Origin of the sequence: Enterococcus faecalis (assembly GCF_029024925.1) — a bacterium.
Classification (GTDB): Bacteria; Bacillota; Bacilli; order Lactobacillales; family Enterococcaceae; genus Enterococcus; species Enterococcus faecalis.
In genome coordinates this window covers 2,303,390-2,318,352 of sequence record NZ_CP118962.1, presented here as the reverse complement: position 1 = coordinate 2,318,352, position 14,963 = coordinate 2,303,390, and the positions used below count along the sequence as shown (strand labels likewise).

Annotated in this window: 15 protein-coding genes; 11 read left to right on the top strand and 4 right to left on the bottom strand. The window is 37.3% G+C overall.

The genetic code is table 11. The features are described 5' to 3' along the window. Window positions 1-74: 74 nt before the first annotated feature. From PYW42_RS11420 to PYW42_RS11410, 3 genes are all read left to right on the top strand, one after another. The gene (locus PYW42_RS11420; protein WP_002362516.1) at window positions 75-989 is read left to right on the top strand and encodes a Gfo/Idh/MocA family protein; all 915 of its coding nucleotides are present in this window, start codon (window positions 75-77) and stop codon (window positions 987-989) included. An 86-nt stretch (window positions 990-1,075) separates the two neighbouring features. Further along, window positions 1,076-1,963: a UDP-N-acetylmuramate dehydrogenase gene (gene murB / locus PYW42_RS11415; protein ID WP_002387193.1), complete on the top strand. Its 888-nt coding sequence runs from the start codon at window positions 1,076-1,078 to the stop codon at window positions 1,961-1,963. A gap of 782 nt (window positions 1,964-2,745) precedes the next feature. Beyond that, a complete protein-coding gene (locus PYW42_RS11410) occupies window positions 2,746-3,276 on the top strand; it encodes a hypothetical protein (protein WP_010816172.1) in 531 nt (176 codons plus the stop codon). Window positions 3,277-3,945: 669 nt separating this feature from the next. Here PYW42_RS11410 and cbpA read toward each other — a convergent pair. Continuing rightward, window positions 3,946-4,584 carry a cyclic di-AMP binding protein CbpA gene (cbpA, locus tag PYW42_RS11405; protein ID WP_002365057.1) on the bottom strand — a complete coding sequence of 213 codons (639 nt, stop codon included), beginning with the start codon at window positions 4,582-4,584 and terminating at the stop codon, window positions 3,946-3,948. Window positions 4,585-4,869: 285 nt separating this feature from the next. Here cbpA and rpmG point away from each other — a divergent pair, with 285 nt between their 5' ends. The 4 genes from rpmG to PYW42_RS11385 all read left to right on the top strand — a co-directional run bounded on the left by rpmG (window position 4,870) and on the right by PYW42_RS11385 (window position 6,881). Then, a complete protein-coding gene (gene rpmG, locus PYW42_RS11400) occupies window positions 4,870-5,022 on the top strand; it encodes a 50S ribosomal protein L33 (protein ID WP_002356408.1) in 153 nt (50 codons plus the stop codon). Between the two features lie 20 nt (window positions 5,023-5,042). Further along, window positions 5,043-5,213, top strand: coding sequence for a preprotein translocase subunit SecE (gene secE / locus PYW42_RS11395; protein ID WP_002356409.1), 171 nt, complete (start codon window positions 5,043-5,045; stop codon window positions 5,211-5,213). 124 nt (window positions 5,214-5,337) lie between these two features. Then, window positions 5,338-5,883: a transcription termination/antitermination protein NusG gene (nusG, locus tag PYW42_RS11390; RefSeq protein WP_002384070.1), complete on the top strand. Its 546-nt coding sequence runs from the start codon at window positions 5,338-5,340 to the stop codon at window positions 5,881-5,883. A 110-nt stretch (window positions 5,884-5,993) separates the two neighbouring features. Then, window positions 5,994-6,881: an alpha/beta hydrolase gene (locus PYW42_RS11385; RefSeq protein WP_002362521.1), complete on the top strand. Its 888-nt coding sequence runs from the start codon at window positions 5,994-5,996 to the stop codon at window positions 6,879-6,881. Window positions 6,882-6,973: 92 nt separating this feature from the next. Here PYW42_RS11385 and PYW42_RS11380 read toward each other — a convergent pair whose 3' ends face one another. Further along, the gene (locus tag PYW42_RS11380; RefSeq protein ID WP_002362522.1) at window positions 6,974-7,696 is read right to left on the bottom strand and encodes a MurR/RpiR family transcriptional regulator; all 723 of its coding nucleotides are present in this window, start codon (window positions 7,694-7,696) and stop codon (window positions 6,974-6,976) included. 77 nt (window positions 7,697-7,773) lie between these two features. On the opposite strand from PYW42_RS11380, the gene PYW42_RS11375 reads away from it, so the two are divergent. The 3 genes from PYW42_RS11375 to PYW42_RS11365 are packed head-to-tail and all read left to right on the top strand — an operon-like array spanning window position 7,774 to window position 11,361. Further along, entirely contained in the window at window positions 7,774-9,402 is a 1,629-nt protein-coding gene (locus PYW42_RS11375) for a peptide ABC transporter substrate-binding protein (RefSeq protein WP_002362523.1), read from the top strand. Window positions 9,403-9,415: 13 nt separating this feature from the next. Then, window positions 9,416-10,519 (top strand): M42 family metallopeptidase, encoded by a 1,104-nt coding sequence (locus PYW42_RS11370; RefSeq protein WP_010816170.1) that lies wholly within the window; start codon window positions 9,416-9,418, stop codon window positions 10,517-10,519. Then, window positions 10,516-11,361 carry a M55 family metallopeptidase gene (locus PYW42_RS11365; protein ID WP_002362525.1) on the top strand — a complete coding sequence of 282 codons (846 nt, stop codon included), beginning with the start codon at window positions 10,516-10,518 and terminating at the stop codon, window positions 11,359-11,361. Before PYW42_RS11370 ends, PYW42_RS11365 begins: the two co-directional genes overlap by 4 nt. Window positions 11,362-11,425: 64 nt before the next feature. Here the strand turns inward: PYW42_RS11365 and sdaAA are convergent, their stop codons facing one another. Both sdaAA and sdaAB read right to left on the bottom strand, forming a co-directional pair. Further along, a complete protein-coding gene (sdaAA, locus tag PYW42_RS11360; RefSeq protein WP_002362308.1) occupies window positions 11,426-12,298 on the bottom strand; it encodes an L-serine ammonia-lyase, iron-sulfur-dependent, subunit alpha in 873 nt (290 codons plus the stop codon). Between the two features lie 22 nt (window positions 12,299-12,320). Continuing rightward, window positions 12,321-12,989, bottom strand: coding sequence for an L-serine ammonia-lyase, iron-sulfur-dependent subunit beta (sdaAB, locus tag PYW42_RS11355; protein WP_002414070.1), 669 nt, complete (start codon window positions 12,987-12,989; stop codon window positions 12,321-12,323). Window positions 12,990-13,366: 377 nt separating this feature from the next. Between sdaAB and lsa(A) the strand changes: the two genes are divergently transcribed. Then, the gene (lsa(A), locus tag PYW42_RS11350) at window positions 13,367-14,863 is read left to right on the top strand and encodes an ABC-F type ribosomal protection protein Lsa(A) (RefSeq protein ID WP_002411322.1); all 1,497 of its coding nucleotides are present in this window, start codon (window positions 13,367-13,369) and stop codon (window positions 14,861-14,863) included. Window positions 14,864-14,963 lie beyond the last annotated feature (100 nt).

Sequence of the window (14,963 nt, the reverse complement as noted above, 5' to 3'; positions counted from 1 at the left end):
GAGAAAATGACTGATTTTTGGAAAGAAGTAGTCTATGATAAAATAGTAAAAAGAGCAGAAATGAGGACAAACGAATGAAAATTGGAGTCATTGGTTTAGGAAATATTGCACAAAAAGCGTATTTGCCAACTTATAGTGAATGCCGCCACTTGGCAGAGTTTGTATTAGCAACTAGGAACCCAGAAACACGACAAAAAATCGCTGATCAGTATGGCTTTACAGAAACCGTTGGGACCATAGAAGAATTGATTGAAGCAAAGATTGATGCTTGCTTTGTCCATGTAGCCACAAAAGTGCATGGTGCAGTCGTTCGCCAATTATTACAGGCTGGTATTCACGTCTTTGTGGACAAACCTTTAAGTGAAGAGCTTGCTGAAGTCAAAGAATTACAAGCATTGGCAGTAGCAAAAAATCTGCGCCTGATGGTTGGTTTCAATCGTCGTTTTGCCCCTTATACGGAAGTATTGAAAAATATTCCTGAAAAACAAACAATTTTTATTAAAAAGAACCGCATCAATACAACGAGAGAAACAAGTTTTATGATGTATGATTTATTTTTACATGTCGTTGATACCGCAGTTTATTTAGCGGAAGGACCGCTCCACGTGGTGCAGTCAAAATTAGTGGAAGAAAACGGTCATTTAAAACGAGCAATTTTACAATTAGAAACCGAACAGACAACGATTGTTTGTTCCATGGATTTACACTCTGGGGCCAATACAGAAACTTTTGAAGTCACCAGCCCCACAGGTACTTATCGCTTGGAAAATTTAACGCATTTGACCATCCAAACAGAAGAAGAATACCAAGTAAAAGAGATGGGAGATTGGACGCCAACATTGGAAAAAAGAGGTTTTTACCAAATGGTTACTGCTTTCATTCAGGCCATTCAAAAACCGCAAGAGCAAGAGTTAAAACAAGAAAAAGTCTATGAAAGTCATGCGTTATGTGAAGAAATGCTACGCCAACAACAACGGCATGTTCTTTAAAGAGGACTAGCAACTTTCTTTCTATCATGCTAGAATAAGACAGATATTTTGAAAAGAAAGGACTAACTTTCGTGAACACTAAAGCTATGTTAGAAACATTAAACGAAATTACTTTATTAGTAGATGAACCATTAAAAAACGTAACCTTTACTAAAACAGGCGGCCCAGCTGATGTGTTGGCCTTACCCAAAACAAAAAAAGAAGTCGAAGAGATTGTGGCGTATTGCCGAGAACAAGGACTTTCATGGTTAGTATTAGGCAATGCTAGCAACTTGATTGTTCGTGATGGCGGTATTCGCGATGTCGTGATTATGCTAACAGAAATGAAAGAAATCAAAGTAGCCGGTACCACCATGATTGTGGATGCTGGTGCCAAGCTGATTGATACAACCTACGAAGCCTTAGCAGCTGATTTAACTGGTTTTGAATTTGCTTGTGGCATTCCGGGAAGTGTCGGTGGTGCTGTTTATATGAATGCTGGAGCATACGGCGGGGAAATTAAAGATGTTTTCCAATCTGCAGAAGTGCTGTTGGCAGATGGAACTATCCAAACAATGACGAAAGAAGACCTGAATTTCCGTTATCGTCATAGTGAAATTCAAGAATTACATTGTATTGTCTTGCAAGCTACGTTTGCTTTAGAAAAAGGGAATCATGCAGAAATTAAAGCCCAAATGGATGAATTAACGGAACTTCGTGAACTGAAGCAACCGCTAGAGTATCCCTCTTGTGGCAGTGTCTTTAAACGCCCTGTTGGTCATTTTACAGGGAAATTAATCCAAGACGCTGGCTTACAAGGCTTAAAATGGGGCGGTGCTCAAATTTCCGAAAAGCATGCGGGATTTATTGTTAACATCGATCATGCAACCGCAACAGATTATGTGGAATTAATTGCACATATCCAAGAAGTGATTAAAGAAAAATTTGATGTTGAATTACAAACGGAAGTTCGAATTATTGGTGAAGAAGTCTAGAAGTACTTCATTAGTTGCCCAAAGAGGACGGGACAGAAGTGTTTAACTCCAAGAACTAAGTAGGCACGATGTTGTCATCTGTTCATGTCTCACAGTTAAACATCACAACTCTTAGAGCTGTAGCTCTTTTGAAGGCTATACTGTGACGAGACGCATGTCGAGAAAACATCTTAGAAGTTGTTGAGATCGAAGCGATGCATAGTGTTGCTTCTGTTCCCACCGTTTATCAGGTTTTGAGCCTGGAACAAAAATCCACAGTGATTTTTGTCCCAGGCTCTTTTGATTTTTAAAATGTTCAAGTGAATGGAGATAATTCTGGGATTGAAAAGGTAGCAAAAGTCCTAAGTAAATCGCCAATAATAATACCCGCACAATTGGAACGATTTGGATTGTTGCTTCTCGAATGATTTCCAAAGTAAGTTCATCATAAGACGTACCTATTATATGCGATAAACAATTTATTTTGGAGTGAGATGCCAAGAGCTAAATATAACAAGCTGATTGACAGATGTTTTTCAGGTCTGTTTCCTACTTCACAGACCATTACTTCTTTTTTAGGTTACTATTAAGTTTTCTAATTCAACAACTTTAAAGTTTTTGCGCTCTAAATATTCGATAGAAAATTATACTTATTAAATAAAGATTATTTGTTTTAAGGGATAAAACAATTAGTTTTTGATTTGATAATAACGAGAAAAAACTTATTTTTTTTAAAATGAATGTGATACAATGAACTTATATACTTGTTGTATATATAAGATTGATAGAAGAAGATGTTTATTATGAAAAAATTGATTTGTTTAGCAACCCTGATTTTATTTGGCACGATAATAGTTCCTAGTGTAACAGTTCTGGCAGAGGATACTTCAAGTGTAAGCAGCGATGGAATTACTGAAGGAGAAACTTTTTCTTCAAATGAATCAGCTCCTGTTTTTGATACTTTTGTTGAAAAGAGTACGGAGGTTATTAATATAAGCTCGTATGAAGATACAGGTTCCGGCGAAGAAGTAAAAACAGTTATTGGGGAAGATGACGTTGTTCTGGCTACAAAAATTAATGATACCGAAAATAATCAAACTCTATCAGTCGTTAATACAGGAGAAAATATTATTGTACAAAAAAGTATTTTATTAGAAGACGGAACGTACCAGGTTGAAACAGAGACGTCACCAATTATTGGTAGTTTTGATAGTGAAAAAGAAAAAATACAAGATTATAATCCTTTGCAAAGAATCTATAATGGTCCGTGGACTTATACCCATTTGGCAGTAGGTAGAAATGTTTTTGCAACAATTGTTGATATATGGGATTAGGTTCTTGGATAGGTTACTTTGCTTCTCTTTTTAGAATTTCGAGAGCTGCTGCTGATTTCGTTTTCGGATATATGGGTGCTCGTGGAATTTCTGCCGGAGAAAGGTTGGCAAAAATTTTTGATAGTAATGGAAACGGTTGGGTAGCGCTCTATAAGCGAGGAGTTTATCGTTACAAAGGTGCCCCTTTGATTGGTTATCAGCATCGTACTTTTTAAATTTTAGGAAAAGAAGTGATTAAATGCGACGATTGTTTTTTTATTGGATTAATTACACATTACTAATTCTATTTATAGTGATGGTTATTCTAGGAGTTGTTCAGTTAGCTGTTAAAAAAGAATCAGAAATCACTTTTTATACAACTTTTTTTGGTATCATTTTTGGTATATCTTTTATGAGTGCGTATTACGCCAATAAAAAGAGTAATAGGATGTTCTTTTTGCTAACAACTTTTCTGTTGATGTATGTTCCTAAAAAAATAGTAGATTATCTAAATATACCTTTGTTAAAGATTTCGGTAGCAAACTATTTTATAGTGCTGTTCGGCATACTGATACTAATTTTTTTCCAAAAATATATTAAAAGACAAACGTAAAAAGAAATGGAGCAGATTGTGTATTGTCATCTGTTCCATTTCTTTTTATTTGTATCAAGATAAGTGAGTCATCTCTTTTACTCGTCTTCTAAATTTTCCAATTCTACAACTTTAAAGTTTTTCCGCTCTAAATGTTCTACAATGGCTGTACACGTTTCGGCAGTTGTGCCGGCAGGTAAAGTAATAAGTGTGCGACGAACAAATTCTTCACTATCGACATCCAATGTAATACAGCTGGCGATGCTGCTATATTTGGCAATGATTTTTGAAATGGCTGCTAAGTCGCCTTGTTGACCAACTGAAGCAATCGTTAAAACATAGCTCCCTTGTTTTACATTCCAAGATTGCGCTAAAATATTTAATAAGGTGCTGTGTGTTAAAATGCCGTAAAAATAATTATTTTCATCTAGAACAGCAATGTAAGGTAGTTCTTTAATAGTAAAAAATACCTTGAAAAATGAAGTGTTGACATAAATAAATTTTGTGGCATTTTTTAACAAATAGGTAACAGGTAAACTCATATCGCCACCGTTTGCTTTATGGCGGTAAATATGCATTTTATAAATATTTCCTCGGAAAATTTTTCCAGATTCGTCTAAAATTGGGACACAACGGTAACCTGAGTCTTCTAAAATAGAAAGAGCTTCTTCTAGAGTACAAGATTCATTGACGGTTGTTAAATTATCTTTTTTAATAACTACAGATTTTAATAACATAAACAGGCCTCCTAAGGGTTCATTTTTAATAAATTTATCATATCATAACTTAGCAGAAAACAATAGCTGAGACCTCAGAATAAAAGCAATTTTGTTAAAATAAATAGAAAATAAAGAAAAATCAGATATTTTATAAAAGAAATCAAGCACGTATTCGCGATAATGGTAAAAAATTACGTAAGAATCGGCACAGCGCTTCTTTAAAAAGTAAATTAAACTTTGACAACTTTTTCGAATAATGGTACTGTTAAGAAGTAAATTTGTGAATAGAGGAGGTCGAAGAACATGGCAACAAAGAAAGCAGCTCTTGCTTGTTCCGTTTGTGGCTCTCGCAACTATTCTAAATCCGTTAGTGAAGGTAAACGTGGCGAACGCTTAGAAATCAATAAATTCTGTAAATATTGTAATCAATACACGTTACATAAAGAAACGAAATAGATTTAGAGGAGGGTATCAACATGAAATTTTTCCGCAGCGTTGCTGATGAGATGAAGCAAGTAACTTGGCCAACAAAAAAACAATTGCGTAAAGATACATTAGTTGTAATTGAAACATCTATTTTATTTGCAGCATTGTTCTTTATCATGGATACTGTTATCCAAACGGCATTTGGCTGGATTTTAAAATAATTAATTCTAGTATTTCCCGACGAGGGGTGCTATAATAGTATTCGAGAAAAAGCTTCGGGAAACTGAGCTTTTTTTATTTGCTCGAAAAAAATAAACTAAAACATTTAAAGGAGCCGAATCAGTAATGGAAACTTTTGAAAGAAATTGGTACGTATTGCACACCTATTCAGGCTATGAAAATAAAGTAAAAGCAAACATTGAATCACGTGCACAAAGCATGGGGATGGGCGATTATATTTTTCGTGTCGTTGTACCAGAAGAAACAGAAAAAGAAGTCAAAAATGGTAAAGAAAAAGAAATCGTTCATAAAACTTTCCCTGGTTATGTGTTAGTGGAAATGATTATGACCGATGATTCTTGGTATATTGTTCGTAACACGCCAGGCGTAACTGGTTTTGTAGGCTCACATGGTGCCGGTAGTAAACCCGCTCCTTTATTACAAGAAGAAATTAACCACATTTTACGTTCAATTGGCATGAGCACCCGTCAATCAGACTTAGAAGTAGCGCTAGGCGATACAGTGAAAATTATCGAAGGTGCCTTTTCTGGTCTTGAAGGTGTTGTGACAGAAATCGATGAAGAAAAACAAAAATTAAAAGTAAACATCGATATGTTTGGTCGTGAAACAAGTACAGAATTAGACTTTGAACAAGTCGATAACATTGATTAATAAACAAGCTGACAAACTATTGTTCAGCTGATTGATACAGATTGTAGGGTCTGGAAAAGCAGTCAACTGACTTCTTTTCCAAGCCCTTTTTTATTTCATCGCAGAAAGGAATGAAAAAAATGAAACATGCCCAAAAATATTGTTATTTTTCTTTGCTAATGGGTCTTGTTCTATTATTAAGTGCTTGCCAAATTGGGGCAACCATGAAGAATGACAATCAAGCCGCCACAAAAGAAGCAACTGTTGAGTTAAACCGCACAACAACACCAACGCTTTTTTTTCATGGTTACGCAGGAACTAAAAATTCGTTTGGCTCGTTACTGCATCGCTTGGAGAAACAAGGAGCCACAACTCAAGAATTAGTGCTACTCGTTAAACCTGATGGGACCGTGGTTAAAGAGCGAGGAGCTTTAAGTGGCAAAGCGACGAATCCCAGTGTTCAAGTTCTATTTGAAGATAATAAAAACAATGAATGGAATCAAACAGAATGGATAAAAAACACATTACTCTATTTACAAAAAAATTATCAAGTGAACAAAGCCAATATTGTCGGGCACTCTATGGGTGGTGTTAGTGGTTTACGTTATTTAGGAACCTATGGGCAAGATACATCGTTACCTAAAATTGAAAAATTCGTCAGCATTGGAGCACCTTTCAATGATTTTATTGATACGAGTCAACAGCAAACCATCGAAACGGAACTAGAGAACGGCCCCACAGAAAAAAGTAGCCGCTATTTGGATTATCAAGAGATGATTAATGTTGTTCCAGAAAAACTGCCCATTTTATTAATTGGTGGTCAATTAAGTGCAACAGATTTAAGTGATGGAACGGTACCGTTATCTAGTGCCTTAGCAGTCAACGCCTTGCTAAGACAGCGAGGAACTCAAGTCACTAGCCAGATTATTAAAGGAGAAAATGCACAACATAGTCAATTACATGAAAATCCTGAAGTAGATCAATTGCTAATCGAATTTCTATGGCCGAGTAAAAAATAGCAAAAAGGCACATGTTCCATAAAAAATGGAACATGTGCCTTTTTCTATACTTTGGCTAGCGAAATAGCTTTTTTCAGCTATAATAAATAAAATTATTTATTTTTAGGAGATATTGGAATGGAATCCTCATGATTTAAATAAGCACAAATCAAGGCTTCAAAGGTGATTAATGTTTGGCCAAAAAACATTTGTGGCTGAGCGACACTTGTTGAAAACGGGCTGTAAGAGTCAGTTGAAAAAACGAGATCTGCCAGTCGACCAAGAGTTGAATTTTTGGCGCCAACAAAAGAAATGATAGAATGTTTTTTCTCTTTCGCAAGCAGAGCTGTTTCTTTTAAGTATTTTTCTTCACCAGAATGTGAAAGGATGATAAAAAGAAAATTCTGATTATTTTGACTATTTATCGAATGAGTATGGGCTGTTGTGATACTGGGGATGCCATGAAAATTGAAAACTTCACTAATGTAAGCCGCCAAATGTCGTGAAAAGTCATGACCTAAAATAACAAATAAATGACTTTTGTGTTTGGCAAGCAGTTGACAAAACTCGTTGGTTGTTTCAAATGAAGGCGCTGTTTCAAAAGGGATTGGCTGAGAAAAATGGGCTTCTTTTAATTTGTAAATAAGTTCATTATAACCTGATAAATTTAATTTTTTGGCTAAACGAATGATGGAACTAGGCGAAGAAAAGCAGTGTTTGGCAACTTCTCGAATACTCAAATCGGCCGCGTTCGTACTTTGTTGATCCAAATAATACAAAATCTGACTTTCTGTTTTCGTTAAATGATACGTTTCTTTTAAGTAATCTAAGTTCATGAGCAAACCTCCTTTATCAGATTATAAATAATTTTGTGGGAAAAAGGTATCAAAAAATAAAAAAATGAGGTGTTTTTATGAAAAGGGCAACAAAGCAAAGGCTGTCTTTGGCAGCAATCATGGTTCTACTTCTCTCGGGCTGTGGAAGTGTTGGGAAAGAAACCAAAAAGCAAGAACAACAGGTATTACGGGTCGGGATTGATTCGGAATTATCAACGGCAGACGTGTCGTTGGCAATGGATAATACCGCAGCAGATGTAATGAGTCAAGTAGGAGAGGGACTTTTCTCCTTTGACGAAAAAGGAGAAGCGAAACCAGCATTGGCAACTGAAAAAGTACAGCCCTCCAATGATGGTTTAAGCTATACTTTTACGATTCGAAAAGATGCAAAATGGAGTAACGGCGAGCCAATCACAGCCAATGATTTTGAATACTCTTGGAAGCGCACAGTGGACCCAAAAACAGCTTCCCCGCAAGCGTATTACTTTGAAGGGCTAAAAAATTATCGTGCTATTGTTGACGGTGGCAAATCTAAAGAAGAGTTAGGAGTAACAGCCATTGATGACCATACCTTGGAAGTAGAGCTAAGCTATCCTATGAGTTATTTTCAACAATTATTGGCGGTACCAGCTTTTTATCCTTTAAATGAAGCATTTGTCGAAAAAACGGGCAAAAACTATGGTACATCAGCTGAGTCAACACTTTACAATGGCGCCTTCACATTAGAAGGTTGGGATGGCACGAATAATACTTGGTCCTATGTGAAGAATAAAAATTATTGGGATCAAGCGAATGTTTCGCTAGATAAGGTGGATGTCCAAGTAGTTAAAGAAGTCAATACTGGGAAAAATCTTTTCGAAGGGAAAGAATTAGATGTTGTAAAAATTTCTGGAGAAATTGTTGCACAAGAACAAGGCAATGCAGCTTTGAAAATTCGTGAAATTCCTGGAACGTATTATATCCAATTAAATACCCAAAAAGATCTTTTGGCAAATAAGAATGCACGTCGAGCAATAGCATTATCATTGAATTCTGAGCGTTTAGCTAAAAATGTTTTAAATGATGGCTCAAAAAAAGCACTTGGCTTCGTGCCAACAGGTTTCACTAATCAAGAAACGCAAAAAGATTTTGCAGAGGAATTAGGAGATTTAAATCCTAGTGAACCAGAAAAAGCGAAAGAGTTATGGCAAACGGCTAAAAAAGAATTAGGAATTGAAAAAGCGGAGCTAACCATTTTGAGTTCGGATACAGAAAATGCTAAAAAAATCAGTGAGTATGTTCAAGGAGCTTTAGCAGATAATTTAGAAAATTTAACAGTCAATGTTTCACCAGTTCCTTTTAATAATCGTTTAGAAAAAAGTCGCAGCGGAGATTTCGACATTGTGGTTGGTGGCTGGACGCCAGTATATGCTGATCCAATCGATTTCTTAAACTTACTGCAATCAAAAAATTCCAATAATTTTGGTAAATGGTCTAATAAGACCTTTGATCAGTTGCTTCAAGAAGCAAACGTAACTTATGCAAATAAATATGAAGAACGTTGGAAAACATTACAAAAAGCGGATCAATTGGTTGCGGAAGAAGCACCCCTAGTTCCTCTTTATCAATTAACAGAAGCACGCTTAGTGGCCGATTCTGTCCAAAATTTAGTCTATGGTCCATTAGGTTCAGGCTATTACAAATCAGTCTCTATCAGTGACAAGTAAAGGTTGGGAAAAAATGAAAAAAAGTCAAGCTGTTCAATTAATTCAGGAACTTTCAAATGCTAATGGTGTTTCAGGCTTTGAAACAGAAGTCGTTAGAATCCTTCAACACGCAACTGCGGATTTTACTATTCAACGGCTAGATGCCATTAAAAATTTATATCTTGAGAAGAAAAATAATATAAGTGAAGGTCCAATAGTGCTTTTTGATGCTCATAGTGACGAAGTGGGTTTTATGATTCAAGCAATTAAAGAAAACGGCTTGTTGCGTTTTCTTCCGTTAGGTGGCTGGGTCCCTAATACGATTTCTGCACAAAAAGTTCGGATTCGTAACCGGGAAGGTACCTATCTGCCAGGCGTAGTTACTAGTCGGCCCCCTCATTTTATGACACCAGAGGAACGTCAGCGGCCATTAACCATTGCTGATTTGTCGATCGACATTGGCGCTACCTCAAAAGAAGAAGTAATTGAAACGTACAAAATCGATCTTGGTGCACCGGTCATTCCAGATGTGACGTGCTGTTACAACGAACAGACAGATCTTTTTTTAGGAAAAGCTTTTGATTGTCGCATTGGCTGTGCTTGCTTAGTGGATGTCATGGAGGAGTTGAAAGAAGAGACACTTCCATTCAAGTTAGTTGCGACAGTAACTGCACAAGAAGAAGTTGGCGAAAGAGGAGCACTTATTGCCGCAAAGCAAGTCAATCCTGATTTAGCTATTGTTTTCGAAGGCTGCCCGGCTGATGATACGGCAGAAACGCCAGAGATGATTCAATCAGCAATGGGAAAAGGACCGATGTTACGCTATTTTGATGTTTCTATGATTACGAATCCAGAATTTCAAGAGTATGCACTAGAGATTGCTAAAATACACAAAATTCCTGTTCAAGTTTCTGTTCGAAGTGGTGGTGGAACCAATGGCATGGCGATTACACAAGTTCAAGGAGCCCCGACGATTGTTGTAGGAATTCCTGTCCGTTACGCTCACACACCCCATTGCTATGTGGACTTTCAAGATTACCAAGCGGCGAAAGAATTAGTCATTCAATTAATCAAAAATTTAGATGCTGACAAAATTCAAGCACTGGTTCAGCCATTGTCAAAGGAGTGGAACAAATGAAGATTTATGTGTCATGCGATATTGAAGGATTAGCAGGTATTGCGACATTTGATATGGAAAAAGAAGACACCGTTTTATTCCGAGAATTATATCACCAACATGTGGCTTGGTTGATTGAAGGGATTCAACAGAGTGCCAAAAATGAACAAATTACAGAAATTACTATTGCCGATTCGCATAGCCGTGGATTGAATTTAGCTTATGCGCGCTTGGCAGAAATGGATGAACGAATTTCCTTAGTGAGCGGCTTTCCTCGCATGGATTATATGATGAGTGGCTTGGATAGTAGCTATGATGTAGTCTTTTTCTTAGGTTATCATGCCGGTATTGGTAAACAAAAAGGGAATATGGATCATGGGTATAGCGCTAGTGTTGCTTATGATTTAAAAATAAACGACTTAGCGATGAATGAAACGACAATTAATGCAGCTTACGCTAGCGAATTAGGTGTCCCTGTTGGTTTAATTATCGGTGAATCAGGCTTAGAGGAACAACTTTTTCAAGAAAAAATGATGTCCAAAGTTCCCTTTGTTTCCACCAAAGAATCTCTGGGACGTTATGCAATCAAAAATAGACCCATGCAACAAGTTCGGGAAGCTATCGTAGCGACTACAAGTCAGGTGTTAACTTCCTTTGCGTTGTCTGAATTACCCCGATATACCTTGCAAACACCAGCAACTGTAAAATTGCAATGTGTGACGACAGCACAAGCAGATCGTATTGAAATGTTACCAATGATTAAACGCATTGATGGTAGAACTGTTTCATTTGTAGGTGAAACGATGAAAGATGTCATGAATGGAATTGTCGCTGTGGTTGGTTTAGGCGGAACAAGTTATTAAAGAAGAAGCTTACGGAAAAAACGAATGGACGTTTTTTTCTGTAAGCTTCTTGCTATAGTTATTTCTATTTTTGTTTCTCTAGAATTTCTTTGCTTAAACGTTGTGCAGTTGGTGTCACCGCAAGACCGCCTTCAGCTGTTTCCTTGAAAATTTGTGGCATTTGGCGACCCACTTGGTACATTGCGTGGATGACTTCATCTGGTGGAATGACACTTCGAATCCCCGCTAAAGCCATATCAGCTGAGATGAAGGCTTGAGAAGAACCTAATGCATTTCGCTTCACGCAAGGAACTTCAACAAGTCCCGCAACAGGATCACAAATGAGGCCCATCATATTTTTTATCGTAATGGCCACAGCTTGCGCAGATTGATCAGGCGTACCGCCAGAAGCCGCAACTAAAGCGGCACTGGCCATTGCACTAGCAGAGCCGACTTCAGCTTGACAACCACCTTCGGCACCACTGATTGAGGCATTGTTGGCAATCACTAAGCCAAAAGCCCCAGCTGTAAATAGAAAATCCAATTGTTGCTGATGCGTTAACTTTAAGCGATCAATAACTGCCAACAAGACGCCAGAAACTACTCCGGCACTGCCTGCGGTTGGTGTAGCACAAATCAAGCCCATTTTTGCATTAACTTCATTAACAGCAATCGCATTTCGCACGGCTTGTAAAATGGTCTCACCGCTTAAAAAGTTGCCTGAATGTATGTAATCATTTAAGCGGGTTGCATCGCCACCAGTTAGCCCTGTTACTGAGGTAACACCAGCGATTCCTTCAGCGACGGATTGTTTCATAACGGCTAGATTTTTTTCCATTGTTTCAATAATTCGTTCACGAGAATACCCGCCATGAGCCATTTCTGTTGCAATCATTAATTCGCTCACAGAAGGGTAATCTTTCGCTTGAGCTACCAAATCTTCAATTGAATAAAACATCGTATTACTCCTTTACGTTCATTTAGTCAAAATAGTTAACGCTATATATATGAGGGATTTCAGCTAATTGCATGACAATGTCACCGACTTCGGCTTGATCAACTTCAATAATCATAATCGCTTTTTCCCCTTTAGATTCTCGGGTAACGGTCATTGTACTAATATTGATATCGCTAGCTGAAAGGATGTTGGTCACCTTAGCAATCATGCCAGGAACATCTTGATGAACAACGATAAATGTTGGCGTGCCCATACTTAAAGACAATTTGAAGCCATTTAATTCAGAAATTTGAATGTTTCCACCACCAATTGAAATTCCTGTCACAGATAGTTTTCGGTCGCCAGAAGAAACCACAATTTTAACGGAATTAGGGTGGTCTGCTTTTTCACTTTTAGGAATAAAACAAACTTCCATTCCTTGTTCATAAGCAATTTCCAAAGAATTGGCTAATTGCTCATCATCTGGTTCCATACCTAAAAGGCCGCCAACTAAGGCGATATCTGTTCCGTGACCACGATAAGTTTTGGCAAAAGACTCATATAAATAAATGTCAACGCTATCAGGTTGCTGTCCAAAAATACTCCGAACCACTTTTCCAATTCTTGCCGCTCCAGCTGTATGAGAACTGCTTGGACCAATCATAACGGGTCCGATAATATCAAAAACACTATTAAAGCGTAACTCTTCCATTTCAGCACCTTCTTCATTAGAATATGTTTTCATTGGAAGTCTAACACAAAAAATGGCGGGGAACTAGGCAATCGCTTGTGTTTTAGCGAATAATTTAAATTTTTATCAGAATGAAAGCAAGGGGCCTTCGTTGACAAATCAGTGAAGAGATGCTAAATTCTAGATAATAAAAGACGAAAAGAGGGATTCGTGCGTTGAAAATTTAAGTTAATTTTTTAGAGAAACTGTATAACTTTGCCTGAATATAACGGGTGGAGTGTGCGGATTTTCGGAAATTAGCTTAAAGAATTCAGCCACGGGTCTTTTTGTATACCTTGGATTGATGCCGCTGATTTCCGTAAAGCTGCATCAATTTTGCTTTATGGAGAGGTATATTTATGTCGAAAATTGAACTAAAACAACTATCTTTTGCCTATGATAATCAAGAAGCGTTGCTTTTTGATCAGGCAAATATCACGATGGATACCAATTGGAAATTAGGATTGATTGGCCGCAATGGCCGTGGGAAAACAACCTTATTAAGATTGTTACAAAAGCAGTTGGATTACCAAGGAGAGATTCTTCATCAAGTCGATTTCGTCTATTTTCCACAAACAGTTGCAGAAGAACAACAGCTCACTTATTATGTCTTACAAGAGGTGACTTCTTTTGAACAGTGGGAATTAGAACGAGAATTAACGCTTTTAAACGTTGATCCTGAAGTTTTATGGCGGCCCTTTTCTTCTTTATCAGGCGGCGAAAAGACGAAAGTTTTATTAGGTCTTCTTTTTATTGAAGAAAAGGCCTTTCCTTTAATTGACGAGCCAACAAATCATTTAGATCTAGCTGGCAGACAACAAGTGGCTGAATATTTGAAGAAAAAGAAACACGGGTTTATTTTAGTCAGCCACGATCGGGCATTTGTTGATGAAGTGGTTGATCATATTTTGGCGATTGAAAAAAGTCAATTGACGCTGTATCAAGGGAATTTTTCTATTTATGAAGAGCAAAAAAAATTAAGAGATGCTTTTGAACTAGCAGAAAATGAAAAAATCAAAAAAGAAGTCAATCGCTTGAAAGAAACCGCTCGTAAAAAAGCGGAATGGTCGATGAACCGTGAAGGTGATAAGTACGGCAATGCTAAAGAAAAAGGAAGCGGGGCGATTTTTGATACAGGAGCCATTGGTGCCCGGGCAACGCGCGTAATGAAGCGCTCGAAACACATTCAACAACGTGCCGAAACACAATTAGCAGAAAAAGAAAAACTATTAAAAGATCTTGAGTATATTGATCCTTTGTCAATGGATTATCAGCCAACGCATCACAAAACATTATTGACGGTGGAAGAGCTTCGTCTAGGCTACGAGAAAAATTGGCTGTTTGCGCCAATTTCTTTTTCAATAAACGCGGGAGAAATTGTTGGAATAACAGGAAAAAATGGCTCAGGAAAATCGAGCTTGATTCAGTATTTGTTGGGGGATTTTTCTGGAGATTCAGAAGGCGAAGCCACTTTGGCTCACCAATTAACCATTTCTTATGTGCGCCAAGATTATGAAGACAATCAAGGAACTTTATCCGAATTTGCAGAGAAAAATCAGTTAGATTACACCCAATTTTTAAATAACTTACGAAAACTTGGGATGGAGCGCGCCGTTTTCACTAATCGAATTGAACAAATGAGTATGGGGCAACGGAAAAAAGTCGAAGTAGCCAAATCATTGTCTCAATCAGCTGAACTTTATATTTGGGATGAACCCCTTAATTACTTGGATGTGTTTAATCATCAACAATTAGAAGCGCTAATCTTATCTGTGAAGCCTGCAATGCTAGTGATTGAGCATGATGCACATTTCATGAAGAAAATAACAGATAAAAAAATTGTCTTGAAATCATAAAAACATCTTGAAAAAGTAAAGGGAATCATGTATAGTAATAGGGTATGTTTTAAATGTACGTTGAGTGGGAGGGGAAATCTCAACCCCATTAACCACGCAC